An 18424-nucleotide genomic window follows, 5' to 3' on the forward strand; every position below is an offset into this window, starting at 1 on the left:
CGCGACGAGGGTGCCGGTCAGATCACGAGCCGGCTGAGCCCCACGACGAGCACCATCTCGTCCGGGCCGAGCGTGCGGCCGCCGCCGGCCAACCGGCTCACCTGGACGGCGCCGGTGTCGGCGGGCAGCGGCCGGCCGAGGACGGCGTCGGGCGCGCCGTCGCCGGTCACGTCGGTGGCGACGATCATCGAGCCGGCGTGCTCCGGGCTGACCCGCATGGGCGTCAGGATCTCCTCCGCGAAGCCGGCCCGGTTGCCCTCGGCGACGTGCAGCTCGCCGCGTCCGGCCGCGTCGCGGCTGCGCACCAGCGCGTCGGCGTACCCGTCGCCGGTGACGTCGGCGACGGCGATCCCGCTCACCGCGAGCGGCCGGTCGATGCGCGCCACCCGGTTGCCGGCGCCGCTCGGCCGGGGTCCACCGACGACGAGGTGCAGCGTCGTCGCGGCTCCTTCGGCCCGGGCGAGCACGATGTCCGCGGTGCCGTCGCCGGTGACGTCGCCGACGGCCAGTTTGGCGTTCGCCATCGTGACCGAGTTGGTGAACACGACCGTCTTCTCCGGGTCGATGCCGTTCGGGCCGCCCGTCCACACCGCGAGTTCGGCGGTTCCGGCCGGGCCGCGGTGGTACGCGACGAGATCGCCGTGCCCGTCCCCGGTGACGTCGCCGGCGGCCACGCCGAGCGCGTCCATCCGTTCGGTGGTGCGCAGCACCTGGCGGCCGGGGCCGGTGAGGGCGTCGCCGGACCACATCCGGACCTCGGTGCCGCCGGCCGTGGTCCGTGCGAGGAGCACGTCGGGACGGCCGTCCCCGGTCACATCGGTGACCGCGACGTGCTCGTCCGGCCGCACGGTGCCCCAGTACTCGGTGGGCACACCGGAGTCCACGAGGAGCCCGTCGGAACTGAGCCGGCCGTCGTCGGGCCGCGCCGCGGGGACGAAGGTGGCACCGTCGGTGGGCCGTGCCGTCGTCGGGGCGCGGTCGGCTCCGCTGTCCGCGCCCCGGTTCGCGCCTGTCGAGACGGCGGTGGCCGCCAGACCCACCGCGACCAGCATTGCCGCACCGATGACGGCGAGCCGCCGCCTCGGTTTCCTGATCGGCACGCGGTCGGCCGGTTCCACCGTCGGCACCTCGAGCTGATCCGTCTGCCGTTCCGTGGCCCGGAGCGCCTCGATGCGCGCGAGGATGCTCGCACTGGAATGGCGGGCGCGCTCCGCGTGGTCGGGCGCCAGGCAGTCGCGGACGATGGCGCGCCAGGCGGCCGGCACGGAGTCCAGCGCGGGCGCCGCGGCCGCCGCCGCGTTGAGGGCCCGGGCCCGCGGCGTCTGACCGGGAAAGGGCCAGCCGACGCCGCCCAGCACCCGGTAGGCGAGCACGCCGAACGCCCACATGTCCTGCGTGGGACGCACCCGGGCACCGTGCTCGTCGAGCGGCTCCGACCACCACTCCGGCGGCATGTAGTCGACGGACCCGAGATGCGGCCCGTAGCCGTGCGTCCCCTCGATCTCGGTGCTCAGCCCGAAGTCGCCCAGCGCCACCCGTCCATCGACGAACAGCACGTTGGACGGCTTGAGGTCGCCGTGGACCACGTTCCGCCGGTGCAGGTGGACCAGCCCCCGGCAGACGCCGGCGAGGATGTCCGTCGCGTCGGCCAGCGGTGCGCCGGGTGTCGCGTCGAGGGCGTCGGCGAGGCTGCCCCGCGCCCGCTCCATGATCAACACGACGCTGCCGTCGAGGGCGGGGTGGCCGCTGTCGGTGACGAGGTGGGCGCCGAAGCCGCGGACCAGGTTCGGGTGGTCCGCCGTCAGCGCGTACCGCACCTCCCGGCCGACGATGTCGGCGCGCAGCCCCGACGACATCGTGGCGCCGGGAATGAACTTCAGCGCGACCTCGCGCCGGTGGTCGTCGCACGCCCGGCCGGCGTACACGGCTCCCCAGCCTCCGCTGGCGAGCGGGCCGGTCACCTCGAATCCGGCGACCCGGTATCCGATCGGCACGTCGAGCAGCGCGGTGTCAGCCATCGGTCCGCCTCAGGTTCGGGCTCACAGTCGTGATCGTCGGCACGACGGTAACGCGCCCGTGCCGGGTCCCGTAGGGTCTCGGCAACGTGGAGACGATCCTGGTCCAGACTCCCGGCGGCACCCCGGCCGACGTGCGCCGCCTGGCCCCCGGCGACCGGCTCACGTTCGGCCGCGGCGCCGACGGCACCCCGGTCGACGTCGCCCTCGCCGTGCCCGAGGTGTCGCGCCTGGCCGGCGAGATCGTGGCGGCCGAGGACTTCTGGCTGCTCAGCAACTTCGGCGACGAGTCGAGCTACGTCGTGGAGAACCTGGAGGGCGGCGGCGAGTACGTCAAGGTGCGGCCCCGCCGCCTCGCCGCACCGATCCCGTTCGAGATCAGCCGCCTCGCCATCCCGGCCGCCGGCCGCACGATCGACCTCGTCGTGTACGCCCCGCAGCACACGTTCGCCGATCCGCGGTCGGGCGGCACCGGCGCCACCACCCTGTCGCCGTTCTCGCTGGACGAGTCCGCGCGGTACTTCGAGGTGCTGGTCGCGCTGTGCGAGCCGCGCCTACGGGGCGAGTCGGCCGTCGCCCTGCCGACCCTGGCCGAGATCAGCGACCGCCTGACCCGCGGCGGCACCGTGATGACGCGGGCGGCCGCCGGCTACCACGTCGGGTACCTGTGCCAGGAGAAGCTGCGCATCCGGGAGCGCGCCAACCTCCCGGAGAGCCGCCGCATGGAGTGGAAACGCGAGGCGCTGGTGTCGATGGCGCTGCGCTACGACCTGGTCCGCGAGGAGCACCTCGCCCTCCTGCCGCCTCGGCCTACTTCTGCCGGTACAACCCCTTGAGATACTGCTCGCCGTAGTACGTCTCCAACTCCTCCAGCGACTCTGGCGTCGACTGGACCTCTTTGATCAGCTTCGGGTGGCTGGGCAGGACGTCGGGGTTCCAGGTCTCCGGCTTCCAGATCTCCGAGCGCAGGAACGCCTTCGCGCAGTGGAAGAAGATCTGCTCGATCTCGACCTCGACCGCGAGGATCGGCCGGTGCCCCTTGACGACCATCCGGTCGAAGTACGGCGCGTCGCGGACCAGGCGGGCCCGGCCGTTGATCCGCAGCGTCTCGGTGCGGCCGGGGATCAGGTACAGCAGGCCGATGTGCGGGTTGCTCAGGATGTTCAGGTACCCGTCGGCGCGGCGGTTGCCGGGCCGTTCCGGGATCGCGATCGTGGTGTCGTCGAGTACCAGCGTGAAGCCGGGCGGGTCGCCCTTCGGCGAGGCGTCGCAGGTGCCGTCGGCGGCCGAGGTCGAGATGACGCAGAACGGCGACGCCGCCAGCCAGTCGCGGTCGCGCGGATGCAGCACCACCCGCTCCTTGGTGGCCGCCCGTCCCATCACCTCGCCGAGCAGAGCCCGAAGCTCCTCGGCCGAGTCGATACCCACCCGTTGTCCGACGTCCATGCGCCTGCTCCTCCCGGTCTGCGTCCCCTGATCGCAGCCTATGTCTAGAGGACCGGCGGGCCTTGGGCGAGCGGATTCCCAGACCGGTACGGAAGCATGACGGCATGGATCCGATGGCCGACGCGGCCGACCTCGTCGCCGCCCGGTTTCCGCACGCGACCTGGGCGATGCTGACCGGCAGCGTGCTCGGCCCGCACCGCACCCCGGGCTCCGACCTGGACATCGTGGTGCTGCGGGAGGACGGGCCGGGCTACCGGGAGTCCCTGCGCTTCCGCGGCTGGCCGGTCGAGCTGTTCGTCCACACCCCGGAGCAACTGGCCCGCTACCTGGACCTGGAGCTGGCCGCCCGCAAGGCGTCGACGCACCGGATGCTGGCACAGGGCGTTCCGCTGCTCGGTGACCCCGGTGACCTGCCGGCCCGGTGCGCCCGCGTTCTCGCCGCGGGACCGCCGCCGTTGACCGGCGCCGAGCACGACCGCCTCCGGTACGTAATGACGGACCTGCTCGACGACCTCATCCACGCCGTCGACGCGGGGGAGCGCGCCGTGATCGCGGCCGCCCTGTGGACCGAGACCGCGCGGGCGGCGCTGGCGTTCGCCGGCCGCTGGATCGGCACCGGCAAGTGGCTCCTGCGCGACCTCCGCGAGCTCGCCCCGGACCTGGCCGCCGAGTGGCTCGCCGCCCGGGACGACCCCCGGCCGCTGGCCGAACGGGTGCTCGGCGGCGCCGGTGGCCCGCTGTTCGAGGGCTACCACGCGCCCGCCCCGCGCGACTAGCGCGCTCACGAGCCGACCCCGGTGAGCGCGGCGGTCGCCTGCCACAGCCGGCCGGCTGTGGCCGGGTCGAGCCCCGCCCGCGCGGGTCTGCCGAGCGCGGGATGGCCCTTGATTGCGCCGAAACCGTCGGGCCCGACGTAGGCGTTGCCCGGCACGTCCTGCGTCGCCGCGTACAGCACCGGCAGCGCGCCGTGCTCGGAGTCGTTGAGCAGGAACGGGAGGCGGTTGATGACGTTGGAGCGCGAGTGGGCCGCGAGCGTCGTCGTCGCGATGCCGGGGTGGGCGAGGACCGACCGGACCGGGCTGCCCGACGCGGCCAGCCGCCGCTGCAGTTCGAGGGAGAACAGCACGAGCGCGAGCTTGGAGTCGCGGTAGGCGTGCATCGGGCGGTACTCGCGGGCCCGCCAGTCGAGGTCGCCGACGTCGAGCCGGGACTGGCGGTGCAGTTGGCTGGTGACGCTGACGACCCGGTCGGTGACGTGCTCCAGCAACAGGTTGGTGAGCGCGAACGGACCGGTGTAGTTCGTGGCGGTCTGCACGTCGAGGCCGTCGGCGGTGCGGGCCGCCGGGACGTCCATGACGCCGGCGTTGTTGATGAGGACGTCGAGCGGCTCGGTCCAGTCCCGCGCGAACCCCCGCACCGAGCCGAGGTCGGCGACGTCGAGGCGGCGCACCTCGAACCGGCCGCGGAGGCCGGCGACGGCCCGGTGACCCTTCTCCGGGTCGCGCACGCCCAGCACGACCCGCGCGCCGACGCGGCCCAGTTCGCGGGCGGTGATGAGGCCGATGCCGCTGCCCGCACCGGTGATGAGCACCGTGCGGCCGGTCAGGTCGGGCAGGTCGGCCGCTGTCCATTTCGTCATGCGGTCCAGGTGGACGCCCGCGCGCGGACCGGATGAAGGGACCGCTTATCCACTGATCGGCGGTCACTGGTTGCGGCCGGCGACGGCTGCGACGATCGCACCATGCAGACGATCGACCGCGCGGCGTTGGGCGCATTCCTGCGTGCCCGGCGCGAGGCGCTGCAACCCGAGGACGTCGGGCTGGGCCGCGGGCCGCGCCGGCGCACCCGTGGGCTGCGCCGCGAGGAGGTCGCCGACCTGTGCGGCATGTCCGTCGACTACCTCGCCCGCCTCGAACGCGGGCACGGGCCGCAGCCGTCACAGCCGATGGCCGCCGCCCTCGCCCGCGGGCTGCGCCTGACGCCCGCCGAACGCGACCACCTGTTCCTGCTGTGCGGCTACCGCTCCCACGAGCGATTACGGGGCGAGCACGTGAGCCCGGGAATCATGCGGGTCCTCGACCGGCTGCGCGACACCCCGGCCCAGGTGATGGGCCCGCTCGGCGAGACGCTGGTGCAGACCCCGCCCGCCGTCGCCCTGCTCGGCGACCAGACCCGCTACACCGGCCCGGCCCGCAGCGCCCCGTACCGCTGGTTCACCGATCCGGCGGCCCGCGATCGCTACCACCCCGCGGAGCACCAGCACAACAGCCGTCTCAACGTCGCGCTCCTGCGGGCGGCGGCCGGCCGGGACGGGCCCCGGTCGCGCGCCTCGTTCCTGGTCGCCGGCCTGCTCCGCGCGAGCGCGGAGTTCGCCGCGCTGTGGGAACGCCAGGAGGTCGGCCTCGGCTGGGGCGGCACCAAGCGGTTCGTCCACCCCGAGGTCGGCGAGCTCGAACTGTTCTGCCAGGGCCTCCACGACCCCGACCAGGCGCAGTCCCTGCTCGTCTTCACCGCCACCCCCGGCACCGCCAGCTACGACAAGCTGGCCCTGCTCAACGTTCTCGGGGTCGAGGCGTTCGGCTGAGGCTTGTCGGCGCGCAGCGCGTCGACCCGCACGAGCACGATCCCGGCGACGATCAGCGCGCCGCCGGCGCCCTGCACCACCGACGGAAGCTCGCTCAGCACGATCCACGCGAACAGCACCGCGAACATCACCTCGGTGAGCCCGACGAACGAGGACAGGGCCGCGCCGAGAATGCGGGCGGCGCCGATCCCGGCGACGTACGACACCACGGCCGCGACGAGGGAGAGCCCGACGACCGGTACCACCCAGCTCATGCGGGTGCCGCCGAACTCGACGGTGCCGAACGTGGCCCGCATCGGCAGCGCGCCGGCGGCGCCGAGCGCGAGCAGCACCACGGCGCCCACGGCCATCCCGCCCGCGGCGAGCGTCGTCGACGGCAGTTCCGGGTCGATCCGCGCGGAGAGCACGAAGTACGCGGCCAGCCCGACGGCGGCGCCGAGGCCCCACAGCACGCCGACCGGGTCGATGCGCCCGGTGCCGGTCAGGTCGAGCACCAGCACGAGCCCGAGCAGCGCCGTGACGGCGCCCGCCACGGTCAGGCGGCGGGGACGCTGGCCGTGCGCCGCCCACATCCACAGCACCACGAGCACGATCCCGGAGTACTCGATCAGCAACGCCACCCCGACCGGCAGGTACCGGACGGCGTTGAAGAACGCCACCTGCGCACCCGCCACGGCCAGCAGCCCGAACAGGCCGATGGTGCCGGCGGTGCGCTTCACCACGTCCCATCGCCCTTTCGCCGCGACGAGGGCCGGAACCGCCAGCGCCAGCGCCGCGATGCCGATGCGTGCGGCCACCGCCGCGTCGGCCGACCAGCCGGCGTCGATGAGCGACCGGGCGAAGATGCCGGAGGTGCCGAACGTGGCGGCGGACAGCAGGGCCAGCCCCAGGCCGGTGGCGGCGGTACGTTCGGGACGCATCGGTACCTCCGTGAACAGCGAGTAATGAGCAAAAGCTAGCTACACTCATGACAGTAGCCGGACTAGGTGACAGGAGTCAACATGGTCTTTGCTCATGACACAGAGTTGTCCCTGGCCGCCGTCGTCGACCTGATCAACACCGACGACCAGGGCGAGGAGCGGCTCACCGATCCCGACGTCCTCGCCGCGTTCGTCGCCCGGCACCGCTTCTCCGGTCGCCACGAGCGCACGGAGGCCGAACTGCGGGCGGTGCGCGCGCTGCGGCCGCGCCTGCGCCGGATCTGGGAGGTCGACGAGGACGAGGTCGTCGAGATCGTGAACGCGTTGCTGCGCCAGGGCGCCGCGCTCCCGCAACTCGTGCGGCACGACGACTGGCCCTACCACCTGCACGCGACTCCGCTCGACGCACCGCTCGCCGACCGCATGGCCGTCGAGGCGGCGATGGCGATGGTCGACGTCGTGCGCGAGGGGGAGTTGCGGCGGCTACGGATCTGCGAGTTCCCCGACTGCGGGGCGGTCCTGGTCGACCTGTCGAAGAACCGGTCCCGCCGCTTCTGCGACTCCGGCTGCGGCAACCGGGCCGCGGTCAACGCCTACCGCGCCCGCCGGGCCGCGCAGCCCAGGGCCTGAATCCCTAGCCCTCGCGCCGGTCGGTGTCGAAGACGCGCATGAGCACGGCGGCGACCGCGACACCGACCACCGCGATGCCGACCTGCATGCTGATGACCAGCCAGTCGAGGGTGCGGCCGATCATGTCGAACGTCGCGCCGCTGTGCAGGTCCCAGCGGTCGGCGATCCAGCTGCCGGCGACGGCCGCGCCCATGCCGATGAGCACGGTGAGGATGAGACCGATGCGCTGCTTGCCGGGGATGAGGATGCGGGCCACCACCCCGAGGACCGCGCCGAACACGATGGCGATCAGATAATCCTGTACGTCCACACGTCGATGTTTCCCACCGGCCACGCAAAGCCAATCTCCCGCGGACGTTCACCTACCGAGACGGCGGAGCAGCACCGCAGCCGCACCGCCGGCCGGGATCAGCAGCCAGCAGGACAGCAGCCGGTAGATCAGGACGGCCGCCGCGGCCGGTGCGGCGGCCGCTCCCGCGGCGGTCAGGCCGGTGACGAACGCGGTCTCGATGACGCCGATGCCACCCGGCGTGAGCGGGACCTGCCGGACGATCTGGACGCTGAGGTAGATCCCGGCCATCGCGGTCACGGAGACCGGCAGGTCGAGGGCGCGGGCGACGGCGACCAGGCACGCCAGGTCCGCGAGCCATTTGGTGGTGGCGTAGGCGAGCACGATCGCCCAGTCGCGGGTCCGCAGGCCGGCACCGGCCCGCCACGCGTCCCGGCCCGACCGGGCCGCCATCCGGAGGTAACGGACGAGTCGACCGTCGGCCGGGGAGCTGTCGGTAGCCGAGGAGGGGAACCGGCGTCCGGCCGCCACCACCGCCGCCGTCACGAGTGCCAGCACGAGAACCACGAGCAGCGGCTGCCACTGGGGGCCGCCGGTGGCGACGCCGGCGAGCGCGAGACCGCCACCGGCGTACAGCGCGGCCAGCCCGCCGATGGAGGCGAGACCCGACACCACGGCCGACGCGACCGCGACCTCGTGGGTGGCGCCGGCCCGTCCGTACTCCCGTACGGTGTACGCGGTGGCGACCGCCGCGCCGGCCGGCATGGTGTTGGCCAGGGCGGTGCCGGCCAGGACCACGGCCACCGTCCGGGGCAGCCCGATCCGCACGCCGAGGCCGTCGAACAGCCGTCGCTGCTGCAACGCGAACGCCGCGATCGACGCGACCTGCAGCAACGCGGCGAACAACGCCCACGGGTACGCGATCCCGGCGGTCGCGTCGAGCACGTCGGCGGGCGCCGGCAGGCGGCCGCGCAGCCCGACGACCGCCAGGCCGACCACGGCGACGACCACGACGACGGCCCGCACCCACTTCCGGGTCCGGGGCCGGGGCGCCACGACGGTTTGCTGATCACGCATCACGGCGATCCTCGCAGACGCCGGCAGCAGGCCCCGGTGGAGCGTTACGGTCTGCGGCCTTTGCCACCGTTGTGAGGTACGGCACAACGGTGCTCGCCGGGCGCCAGTTCACGCCCGGCGAACTCGGCGGTGGTGCCCGGCGGCACGGTGATGTCCACCGCCAGGACGTCGTCGGCCAGCGTCCAGCGCACCGAGATCCGCCCGTACGGGGACTCGTGCTCGGCCGAAGCCCACGTCACCCCGCCGCCGGGCCGTGGCCGCACGCGGAACCGCCGGTACGCCGGTTCCACCGGTGACAGGCCCGCGACGTACCGGTGCAGGAACGAGACCACCGCACCCTTCGCGTAGTGGTTCAGCGACTCGTGCGCCACACCGGACGCGTCGACGCCGTCCCAGCGCTCCCACATCGTCGTGGCGCCGCGGTCGATCATCGTCAGCCACGACGGCTCGGTGTCCTGGCGGAGCAGGTCGTAGGCGACGTCGAGGTGGCCGGCGTCGGCCAGCACCGGCAACAGGTACGGCGTCGCGAGGAAGCCGGTGCCCACGTGCGTTCCTGTCGCGCGCACCAGATCGACAAGCCGCGCCGCCACCGCGGACCGCGAGCCGGCTGGCACAAGGTCGAACGCGAGCGCCCGCACGTGGTTCGCCTGGGTGTCCGGGGCGAGCCTCCCGTCCGTCCCCATGAATTCACACCGCCACGCATCGCGCGCTTGCCGCGCCAGCTCGCGATACCCGGACGCGTCAGATCCGAGAATATCGGCGATCCGCGCCGTCAGCCCCGCCGAATAGCACAGATACGCCGTGGCGACGTCACCCATGTCGGCGCCGGAAAAGGGATTCGAGCCGCCGGGCTCCAGCCACTCGCCCCAGTGGAAACCGGTGTCCCACAAGTGTTTCTCGTGCGGGGCGGGCGTTGGCCGGGCGGCGGCGCGGTCGGGATGCCTTCCGGTGCGCGCCATCCGTGCGGCCCGTGCGAGCCAGGCGGTCATCACCGGCCACATGTCGGCGAGGATCCGTTCGTCGCCGTACGCCCGGTACAGCTCCCACGGCACGATCACCGCCGCGTCGCCCCACCCCGCCGATCCGTTCAGCCCGGCCACTGTCGAGCCGCGACCCTCGGCGGGCGGGCACGGGCTCATGTTCGCGACCGTGCCGTCGTCCCACTGGTCCGCGGCGACGTCGCGCAGCCACTTGGTGGCGAACCCCGCCACGTCGTAGAGGAACGCGGCGGTCGGCACGAAGACCTGCCAGTCACCGGTCCAGCCGGCGCGTTCGCGCTGTGGACAGTCGGTCGGGATGTCGCACGCGTTGCCGCGGAAGCTCCACAATGCCGCCTCGTGCAAGGCGTTCAGGCGTTCGTCGGAGCACGAGAACCAGCCGGTGCGGCGCATGTCGGTGTGCACCACCACGCCGGTCACGTCGGCGGCGTGGCCGTCGAGCTGCACGTACCGGAACCCGTGCGTGGTCCGCCGCGGTTCGAATGTCTCATGTGGACGGCCGGTCGACACCACCGCGTCGACCATCCCGGCCGGCAGCGGCGCGGGCAGGAACGGGAACGCGGGCCGCAAGTGGTCGGTGGTCACGTTTCCGTCGGCGTCGAGGTGTTCGCCGTGGGTCAGCACGACGCGGGTGCCGGCCGGTCCGAGGCCCCGCAACCGCACCCATCCGTTGATGGCGCGCCCGAGATCGACCACCTGCCGCCCGGGCGCGGGCCGCGTCACCGCCACCGGTGCGAGCTCCTCGACGCGGCGCACCGGCGGTGCCGGGGAATCGGTGAGAATATCGAATCGGTGGTCGGCCCCGATCGCGCCGGTCCAGGCCGCGTCGTCGAAGACAGGAGACGCCCACCGCGTCGGCATCGAGCGCAGATCCGTCTGTTCACCGGCGATCAGGTCGGCGACGATCGGGGCGGGCGCCGTACGCCAGTGCGCACCGGTGATCGAGACCGGTACGCCGTCGACGGTCAGCTGGGCGAGCAGCGCGACGTGGTGTCCCCACTGGTCGGCCGAGCGCAGCGCGCCGGTCTGCCCGCGGAACCACCCGTCGGCGAGCACGACGCCGAGCGCGTTGGCGCCGGGCCGCAGCAGGTCGGTGACGTCGTACGTCTGCACCTGGAGGCGGCTGGCGTACTGGGTGTAGCCGGGCGTGAGTTCGGCGTCGCCGACCCGGACGCCGTTGAGGAACGCCTCGTACAGCCCGTGCGCCGTGATGTACAGGCGTGCCGGCCCGCCACCGTCCACTGTGAACAGTGTGCGCAGCAGGTGCGCCGGACGTTCACCCGGCGGCGGCACCTCGTCCTCGCGCGGCTGGATCCAGCGCGCCGTCCAGTCGTCGGCGCGCAGCAGCCCCATCTCGAACCAGTCTTCCGACGACCAGCCGAGGTCGCCCGTGTCCGCCCACACCCGAACCCGCCACGTGACCCGCTGCGCCGAGCCCAGCGGCGGCCCCTCGTACGGCACCAGGACGCTGCGGTCGCTGTCGACCCGCCCGGTGTCCCAACCGTTGCTCGTGCGGATCCGGTACGCCACCTGCCGCGCGCCGCCGGCGGGCAGCCGCCACGAGAACCGGGGCGCACGCGTGTGGATGCCCAACGGGTGGTCCAGATGCTCGACCCGCAGACCGATCACGACGGGTCCCCACTGGTGCGAGTGATCAACTTTTCTGGAAGAGGTAACTGTTCATGTAGTGGGTCCACAGCGGACCCCGCGTGGCTGATTTTGCAGTTGTGCTCGCCGAAAAACGGGCGAATTCCGGCGAAAGGGTGGGCACAACTGCAAGATCGAGGGCCGAGGACTGTTCTCCGGCGTTGATCTTGCAGTTGTGGTGCCTTGTTCGCCGACATTTGACCCTTTTTGCGGCCACCACAACTGCAAGATCGACTCGTTGGGACGGGCACGACAACCACCACGTGTGCGTGTGCGTGCCTGCTTTGGTCGGATTCAATGAACGGGGAGATTCGTGTGTGCCACGACGTGGACGGACTTCCCCTCTGATGCGTCATCTTGTCCTCCGCACGGGTGCCGGAGGCGGCGTCCGCTTTGAGCGGACACTTTTTGTAGCCAGGACTGCAAAAAGTGCCCGCACAAGCCCACGATGCTCGACCCGCAGACCGATCACGGGCGGACGATCCGGTCGAAACCGCCGAGGGCGGCCACGCGGACCTCGATCTCGGCGCGCCGGGCGGCGTGCGCGGCCGCGGTCTCCTGGATCTCCCTGGCGTGGGCGCGTTTCTCGGCCATCGACAGCACCGACGCGTCGAGGTCGGTCCACTCGACGGAGAGGTCGGGTCGCAGCGAACCGCGCGCGCCGCACGTGGCGCAGGCGACGTCGGCACCGCGCAGCGTGATCACGTCGAGGTGGCACATCGGGCACAGGCCGGGCTCGCCGCGGTACTCGGCCTCGTCGAAGGCCCGGCCGAGTTGCCCGGCGACGGTGGCACCGAGGCGTTCCGCGCGCGCCATGGCCGCGTCGTCGAGGACGATCGACCGTGGGGTGCCGGCGCCGCCGAACACCACCTGGTCGACGACGGCGATGTGCATCGAGAACGTCAGCGTGTGCAGGATCGGCAGGGCGAGGGTCTTCCACTGTGGAGTGAGCGATCCGCCGACGGCGAGGAACCCGGCCACCCTCGGCTTGAGCACCCGCTCGTCGACCCGGAACGGCACCGCCGGTTCGGTGCCCGCCCGCCGCACGCCGACGAGGTGCTCGATGATCGCGGCGTCGGCGTTCGGTCCGAGCAACCGGTCGACGAGCACCTTGAGCCCGGCCGCGACGGTCCGCGACATGATCGGCGTGCTGACGACGAGCCCGTCGCACCCGACGAGCCGGTCCCAGAGCCAGTCGCCGTCGGCGGACATGTCCACATCGGACAGTCGCACGAGTTCCGCGTCGGCACCGGTCGCCGAGGCCGCCCGCAGCGCGGCGGTGAGTAGAAGTTCGGCGCTCCCGCCGGGCACGCCGGCGCCCAGCCCGAGAACCTTCATGCGGCACCTCCGCGCGACAGCAGTTCCACCAGGTTCCCCTCCGGGTCGGCCACGAACGCCATCCGCACACCGGGTTCCGGCGACGGACGCGGCGCGAACACCGCCCGCGCGCCGAGCCCGACCACGCGGTCGTACGTGCCGTCGAGGTCCGCGACGTCGAACGCGATGTGCCCGAACGACTCCGACAGCGCCGCCCGCGCCGGATCGGCGGCCCGCAGCCCCGGCGCCGATCCCGGCCGGTGCAGCAGTTCGAGCCGGTCGCCGTGGACGGGATGGATCAGCATCACGATGTCGAGGTCGATCGGGTCGACCCGCAGCACCACCTCGCGCGCGTAGCCGAACGCGGTGCAGTACCAGGCGGACGCGGCGTCGAGGTCCCGCACGGAGAGCCCGACGTGGTCAAGACGCATGCGCGTTCAGCCCCTGGGCATCGGCGGCCAGGTACGAGACGAACCGCCCGTCGGGATCGCGCTTCGCGCGGATCTCCCGCAGCCGGGCGAAGTTGGCGTCGGACAGGAACCGGTCCTGGCGCCGGGTGAAGTCGGTGTCGCCGAGATAGACACCGCCGCCGCCGTGCCGGGCGATGGCCGCCGTCCGGTCGTGCACCCACGACCGGTACTTCTCGTCGTCGGCGGCGTCCGGGTAGATCGCGTAGGTGGCGACGTACACGTTGCCCTCGACGGAGAACGCCATGTCGGGCAGCCGTTTCGAGGGCGCCCAGCCGTACCAGATCGAGAACGAGTGCTCGGTGTCGAGTTCGCGCCACAGCCGGGTCAGCGGCGGCGCGAGGACGCCGGCCGGCGCGTCGGTCCACGTGCAGTCGACGGCGTAGCGGTAACCGTCCGGGCTCTGGGTGGCCTGGGCGACGCTCTCGTCGTCCACTGTGGTCGGTCCGCGGACGTGGCCCAGTTCCCGGCCGGCGAGCGGCCCGTCGTCGAACGGGCGCAGCAGGGCCGCGAGCTCGTCGACGGAGTCGCCCATGACCGTGGTGTGCAACAGGAGAGCCGTGCCGGGATGCGCGATCCCGGGCCGCAGCGGCACACCGGGCAGCCGGGTGGCGGCGAGCACCGGTTCCACCCGGCGGTCGAGGGTCGGCAGCACGTCGTGCAGCCAGTGCAGGAGGACGTCGGCGTCGTCGAGCCGGAACGTCCAGGTGTCGTGCCACATGTGCGGCGGCAGCGGATACGTACGGAGGTGGAACCGGGTGACGACGCCGGGGAATCCGGGGCCGGCGCCGCGGGCGGCCCAGTACAGGTCGCTGTTCTGGTCGGCGTCGGCGCGCACGAGGTCACCCTCGGCGGTCACCACGTCGACGGCCACCACGCTCTCGCACGCCCAGCCGACGCTGCGCCCGTTCCAGCCCTGGCCGCCCTGCAGCAGGTAGCCGCCGAGGCCGACGCCGGGGCAGTGCCCCACCGGGAACGCGCGGCCGTGCCCGGCGAGGAGCGGGGCGACCTCGCGCCCGCCCTGCGCCGCCGGGCCGGCCGTCGCGATCCCGGTGGCCGGGTCGTAGTCGACGGCGGTGAGCGCGCCGAGGTCGATGAGCAGCGCGTCGTCGCGGACGCTCCACGCGGCCCACGAGTGACCGCCCGACCGCACGCTCACCCGCCACCCGCGCTCGCGGGCGAGCTTCACGCCCGTCACCACATCGTTGTCATCGGCGGCGAGCAGGACCGCGGCCGGGTAGCGGTCGGGCCGCCGGGCGTTGAAGACCCGGCCGACGCGGGCCTCCTCGTACCCGTCGTCGCCGCGCAGGACGAGTCTCATCCGGCCTTCTGGAGGGCGCCGCCGCCGAAGTTCTTGTCGTGATCGAGCGTCATGCGGTGGAACGGGTAGGCGACCTCCCGCATGTCCCGTTCGTACGCACCGATCTCGGCGACCACGTCGGTCGCGGATGCCAACCGTTGAACGAGTTGCTGCGCGTCGCGCAGTGCGAGGTTCGCGCCCATGCCGAGCGTCGGCAGCATCGCGTGCGCCGCGTCGCCGACGAGCGTGACCCGCGACGGCTCCCACGTCTCGGCCGGCATCACGAACCCGAACGGGATCATGAAGATCGAGTCCAGCTCCATCCGACCGACGAGTTCGGCGGCGGCCGGGTGCCAACCGGTGACGGTGCGGGTCATCGACTCGCGCATCAGCGCGGGGGTCTCGGCGGTCCACTCGGCCGACGGCGGCACCACCGTGTCGGGCGACGTGCTGCAGCTGACCATCACGTACGGCCCGACCGGGTCGAGGGTCACGTCGGGCGCGATCGCGGCAGGCGCCTCGTGCACCGGCGTCCGGGGGTCGAACGTGCCGATCAGGAGCCGGCTGCCCGCCCGGTCGACGGCGATGATGACGCCGTCGGTGAGCCCGTCCGGGAGCAGGTCCCGCAGGTCGTCGGTCAGCGGGGTGCGGCCGTAGACGCCGATGCCGCGGATGCCGGTCGCGACGATCGGCACCTCGGGCAGCCGGGTCGCGCGCACGGCCGACCGGATGCCGTCGGCGCCCACGAGCACGTCGCCGCGCACGGTGGTGCCGTCGGACAGGGTGGCGGTGACGCCCTCGGCATCCTCGGTGTAGCCGGTGACCGCGACGCCGGTGTGCAGGGAGTCGCCGAGCCTCGCGCTGAGGATCTGGCGCAGCGTGCGGCGGTGGACGCCGGTGTGCGGCGGGTCGCCGTCGTTGGGCGGGCCGAGGTGCGGCTGCGAGCTGAGCTCGTGGAACTGGTCGTTGAGCACGATCGACTCTTTGCGGCGGTACGTCGTGCGCGACGTCGCCTGGTACAGGGCGAACAGGTCGTCGGGCAGCACGGCACGCAGCGCCTCGCCGCCGAACGCGTTCATGTGCAGGTAGTAGCCCTGCTTGCGGTTGAGGTCGGCGTCGCGTTCGAAGACGTCGACGGTGTGTCCGTGCTTCACGAGCCCTTGGGCGACCGCGAGGCCGGACAGGCCGCCTCCCGCGATCAGCACGTGCAGCGGTCGGTTCACGGTCACGGCGGCTCCCGTAATTCTCGGAGAGTGAAAGTGCATTTCAACTCTTGTCTGGTGACTGTAGTGAGGAAGCGGGGGAGGGTCCATACCTCAGATCGGTCTGAGCAATTCATGGGGTAGCTCGCTGCCGTCCCGGCCCGCCGCGAGCGCGGTGAGCCGGGCGTGCATGCCGAGGATCGGCGGCCCGGCCCGGTGCAGTTCGATCGGGTGCGGGAACAGGTCGCCGCCGGTGTACCAGGCGACGCTCACGGCGCCGGTGGACGCGGTATGGATCGGCCGGCAGCCGGCCCTTCGTAGCCGCTCGCCCTCCGCGTCGAGATCGTCGGTGACCCAGGAGACGTGCCCGACGCGGTCGAACGCGATGCCGTACGCCTCGGCGAGGGCCGGGTCGACGCTGTGCACCTCGGCCAGTTCCAGCACCACCGGGCCCCAGGCGGCGAACGCCGCGCTGTGGTCGAGGTACGCCGGGTCGGTGACCTGCGTGCCGTCGGCCAGGCGGAACGAGTCGAACCGGACGTGCCGGTGGACGAGGAACGGTCCGACCCCGAGCGTGCCGGCCGCCCGCTCGGCGGCCGCCGCCAGGTCGGGCACCCAGTATCCGACGTGATGCATGTCGCTCCTTCGATCCGCGTAACACGTTCTCTGAGAGTGAGAGTAGGGTGTCGGCCATGAAGCTGACCCACCTCGGGCACGCGTGTCTGCTCGTGGAGACCGACGACGCCCGGCTGCTCCTCGACCCGGGCACGATGTCGGAGTTCGAGATGCTCACGGACCTGACCGCGGTGCTCGTCACCCATCAGCACCCCGACCACCTCGACGCCCGCCGCGTGGCCGCGCTGCTGGCGGCCAACCCCGCCGCGCGCCTGGTGGTCGACCCCGACACGGCCACGGCCGCGGTTTTCCCGGACGCCGTCGTCGCCCGGCCGGGGGAGCGGCTGACGTTCGGACGCACCACCGTGGACGTCCATGGTGGACTGCACGCCGCCGTCTACGGTGACGTGCCCGGCTGCACCAACTCCGCCTACCTGATCGACGACGGCGCGCTGTTCCACCCCGGCGACTCGTTCGCCGCACCGCCGGGGCCGGTCGACGTGCTCGCGGTGCCGATCGACGGTCCCTGGCTCAAGCTCTCCGAGGCGGTCGACTACGTGCGGATGGTGACGCCGCGGGCCGCGGTGCCGATCCACGAGGGCGAGACGACCGATCCGGCCAAGTACGCCGGCATGCTCGCCGCGTTCAGCCCGGCGGGTGTGGTCCGCCGGGTCGACGAACTCTAGGCACACGCGTTCGCCCGCGCGATGCGCGCGTACACCGCCGCGCTGGGCTTGGGTGTGCGGGCGAACGTGGTGCGGTCGACCTCGACCAGGCCCAGCCGTACGTCGTAGCCGAACACCCACTCGAAGTTGTCGAGCAGCGTCCAGTGGAAGTAGCCGAGCACCGGCACGCCGTCGTCGATCGCCGCCTGGAGGCCGCTCAGCGCCGGCTCGATGAACGCGGCCCGGTGGGTGTCGTCGTCGGTGGCGATGCCGTGCTCGGTCACCAACAGCGGGACGCCGGCGGCCTCGTGCGCGTACCGCACCGCGCCGGCGAGCGAGAGCGGGTAGATGTCCGAGCCCATGTGATTGCGCTCGACGTCGTCCGGTGGCGGCACCGGGCCGGTGGCGTCGTACCGGGCCCGTTCGTAGTTCTGGACGCCGAGGAAGTCGTCGTCGGCGGCCAGTGCCAGCCACCGTCCGTACACCTCGGCCCGCTTGCGGTCGCGGACGGTCGGATCGTCGCCGACGACCTGATCGTCCACGATGGCCAGGCTCAGCCCGACCGGCAGATCCGGTCGGCTCGCCCGGATGGCGGCGCGCGCCGCGGTGTGCGCGGCCGCGTAGCCGTCCTCGATCGCGTCGTACTCCTCGGGTACCACGACGTTGCCCAGCCGGTACCGGTCCACACCGGCGGCCTTCGCGGCGGCGTCGAGCGTCTGCCGTTGGAGGTCGTGCACGAAATCCGGCAGGCCGATCCACGACAGCAGCCGGGGCAGGTTCGGTTCGTTGAGCGTGACGGCGTAGGCGATCCCGGCGCCGAGCCGGTCGGTCACCGTGCCGCAGTAGCGGGCGAACACCTCGGCCGAGTCGGGCGCCAGCCAGCCGCCCCGGGCGGCGAACCAGTGCGGGCAGGTGAAGTGGTTGTACGTCACCACCGGGGCCAGGCCGAGTTCGTGGCAGCGGTCGATGATCGCTTTGTAGTGCGCGATCGCGTCGTCGTCGAACTCGCCGGGCGCCGGCTCGACGCGGGCCCACTCCAGCGAGAACCGGTACGCGTTCAGGCCCATGCCCGCGACCAGGTCGAGGTCCTCGCGCCAGCGCCGGTAGCCGTCACACGCCGGCCCGGACGGCTCCCGGAACACCGTGGGCGACAGGTTCTCGGCGAACCAGGTGTCGCTGTTCGAGTTGCCGCCCTCGGTCTGGTGGCCGGAGGTGGCCACGCCCCACAGGAAGCCGTCCGGAAACATCTCCA

The 18424-nt window shown here is 72.7% G+C and carries 18 protein-coding genes; 5 read left to right on the forward strand and 13 right to left on the reverse strand.

Annotated features, from left to right (window positions below; genetic code table 11):
• Positions 1-17: 17 nt before the first annotated feature.
• Positions 18-2018 carry a protein kinase domain-containing protein gene (locus tag Vau01_RS33660; RefSeq protein WP_204001080.1) on the reverse strand — a complete coding sequence of 667 codons (2001 nt, stop codon included), beginning with the start codon at positions 2016-2018 and terminating at the stop codon, positions 18-20.
• A gap of 86 nt (positions 2019-2104) precedes the next feature.
• Between Vau01_RS33660 and Vau01_RS33665 the strand changes: the two genes are divergently transcribed.
• Positions 2105-2851, forward strand: a complete 747-nt coding sequence (locus Vau01_RS33665) for a serine/threonine protein kinase (RefSeq protein WP_239152055.1) — start codon at positions 2105-2107, stop codon at positions 2849-2851.
• Here the strand turns inward: Vau01_RS33665 and Vau01_RS33670 are convergent.
• Entirely contained in the window at positions 2826-3461 is a 636-nt protein-coding gene (locus Vau01_RS33670) for a pyridoxamine 5'-phosphate oxidase family protein (protein WP_204001081.1), read from the reverse strand. The two genes, Vau01_RS33665 and Vau01_RS33670, sit on opposite strands and share 26 nt — an antisense overlap.
• 104 nt (positions 3462-3565) lie before the next feature.
• Here Vau01_RS33670 and Vau01_RS33675 point away from each other — a divergent pair, with 104 nt between their 5' ends.
• Positions 3566-4237: a nucleotidyltransferase domain-containing protein gene (locus tag Vau01_RS33675; protein ID WP_204001085.1), complete on the forward strand. Its 672-nt coding sequence runs from the start codon at positions 3566-3568 to the stop codon at positions 4235-4237.
• A gap of 5 nt (positions 4238-4242) precedes the next feature.
• On the opposite strand, the gene Vau01_RS33680 is transcribed toward Vau01_RS33675, so the two are convergent.
• The gene (locus Vau01_RS33680; RefSeq protein ID WP_204001088.1) at positions 4243-5100 is read right to left on the reverse strand and encodes an SDR family NAD(P)-dependent oxidoreductase; all 858 of its coding nucleotides are present in this window, start codon (positions 5098-5100) and stop codon (positions 4243-4245) included.
• 111 nt (positions 5101-5211) lie between these two features.
• On the opposite strand from Vau01_RS33680, the gene Vau01_RS33685 reads away from it, so the two are divergent.
• Positions 5212-6045 (forward strand): helix-turn-helix transcriptional regulator, encoded by an 834-nt coding sequence (locus tag Vau01_RS33685; protein ID WP_204001528.1) that lies wholly within the window; start codon positions 5212-5214, stop codon positions 6043-6045.
• Here Vau01_RS33685 and Vau01_RS33690 read toward each other — a convergent pair.
• Complete coding sequence (locus Vau01_RS33690) at positions 5994-6965, reverse strand: EamA family transporter (protein ID WP_204001091.1); 972 nt, start codon at positions 6963-6965, stop codon at positions 5994-5996. The genes Vau01_RS33685 and Vau01_RS33690 overlap by 52 nt on opposite strands.
• Before the next feature lie 81 nt (positions 6966-7046).
• On the opposite strand from Vau01_RS33690, the gene Vau01_RS33695 reads away from it, so the two are divergent.
• Positions 7047-7595 carry a CGNR zinc finger domain-containing protein gene (locus Vau01_RS33695; protein ID WP_204001094.1) on the forward strand — a complete coding sequence of 183 codons (549 nt, stop codon included), beginning with the start codon at positions 7047-7049 and terminating at the stop codon, positions 7593-7595.
• Positions 7596-7599: 4 nt separating this feature from the next.
• Here Vau01_RS33695 and Vau01_RS33700 read toward each other — a convergent pair whose 3' ends face one another.
• From Vau01_RS33700 to Vau01_RS33735, 8 genes are all read right to left on the reverse strand, one after another.
• Complete coding sequence (locus Vau01_RS33700) at positions 7600-7905, reverse strand: GlsB/YeaQ/YmgE family stress response membrane protein (RefSeq protein WP_239152057.1); 306 nt, start codon at positions 7903-7905, stop codon at positions 7600-7602.
• A gap of 48 nt (positions 7906-7953) precedes the next feature.
• Positions 7954-8961: a lysylphosphatidylglycerol synthase transmembrane domain-containing protein gene (locus Vau01_RS33705; RefSeq protein ID WP_204001096.1), complete on the reverse strand. Its 1008-nt coding sequence runs from the start codon at positions 8959-8961 to the stop codon at positions 7954-7956.
• Positions 8962-9005: 44 nt separating this feature from the next.
• Entirely contained in the window at positions 9006-11588 is a 2583-nt protein-coding gene (locus Vau01_RS33710; RefSeq protein ID WP_204001099.1) for a family 78 glycoside hydrolase catalytic domain, read from the reverse strand.
• Positions 11589-12074: 486 nt separating this feature from the next.
• Positions 12075-12944, reverse strand: coding sequence for an NAD(P)H-dependent oxidoreductase (locus Vau01_RS33715; RefSeq protein WP_204001101.1), 870 nt, complete (start codon positions 12942-12944; stop codon positions 12075-12077).
• Positions 12941-13354 (reverse strand): VOC family protein, encoded by a 414-nt coding sequence (locus Vau01_RS33720; RefSeq protein WP_204001103.1) that lies wholly within the window; start codon positions 13352-13354, stop codon positions 12941-12943. The genes Vau01_RS33715 and Vau01_RS33720 overlap by 4 nt, the downstream gene beginning before the upstream one ends.
• Positions 13344-14711: an FAD-binding oxidoreductase gene (locus Vau01_RS33725; protein ID WP_204001105.1), complete on the reverse strand. Its 1368-nt coding sequence runs from the start codon at positions 14709-14711 to the stop codon at positions 13344-13346. Before Vau01_RS33725 ends, Vau01_RS33720 begins: the two co-directional genes overlap by 11 nt.
• Positions 14708-15919 carry an FAD-dependent oxidoreductase gene (locus tag Vau01_RS33730; protein ID WP_204001107.1) on the reverse strand — a complete coding sequence of 404 codons (1212 nt, stop codon included), beginning with the start codon at positions 15917-15919 and terminating at the stop codon, positions 14708-14710. Before Vau01_RS33730 ends, Vau01_RS33725 begins: the two co-directional genes overlap by 4 nt.
• 87 nt (positions 15920-16006) lie before the next feature.
• Entirely contained in the window at positions 16007-16528 is a 522-nt protein-coding gene (locus Vau01_RS33735; RefSeq protein ID WP_204001109.1) for a VOC family protein, read from the reverse strand.
• Positions 16529-16584: 56 nt separating this feature from the next.
• Here Vau01_RS33735 and Vau01_RS33740 point away from each other — a divergent pair, with 56 nt between their 5' ends.
• Positions 16585-17193: an MBL fold metallo-hydrolase gene (locus Vau01_RS33740; RefSeq protein WP_204001111.1), complete on the forward strand. Its 609-nt coding sequence runs from the start codon at positions 16585-16587 to the stop codon at positions 17191-17193.
• Here the strand turns inward: Vau01_RS33740 and Vau01_RS33745 are convergent.
• Positions 17190-18419 (reverse strand): glycoside hydrolase family 1 protein, encoded by a 1230-nt coding sequence (locus Vau01_RS33745; RefSeq protein WP_204001532.1) that lies wholly within the window; start codon positions 18417-18419, stop codon positions 17190-17192. The genes Vau01_RS33740 and Vau01_RS33745 overlap by 4 nt on opposite strands.
• Between the last annotated feature and the right edge of the window lie 5 nt (positions 18420-18424).

Source organism: Virgisporangium aurantiacum (genome assembly GCF_016863635.1).
Classification (GTDB): domain Bacteria; phylum Actinomycetota; class Actinomycetes; order Mycobacteriales; family Micromonosporaceae; genus Virgisporangium; species Virgisporangium aurantiacum.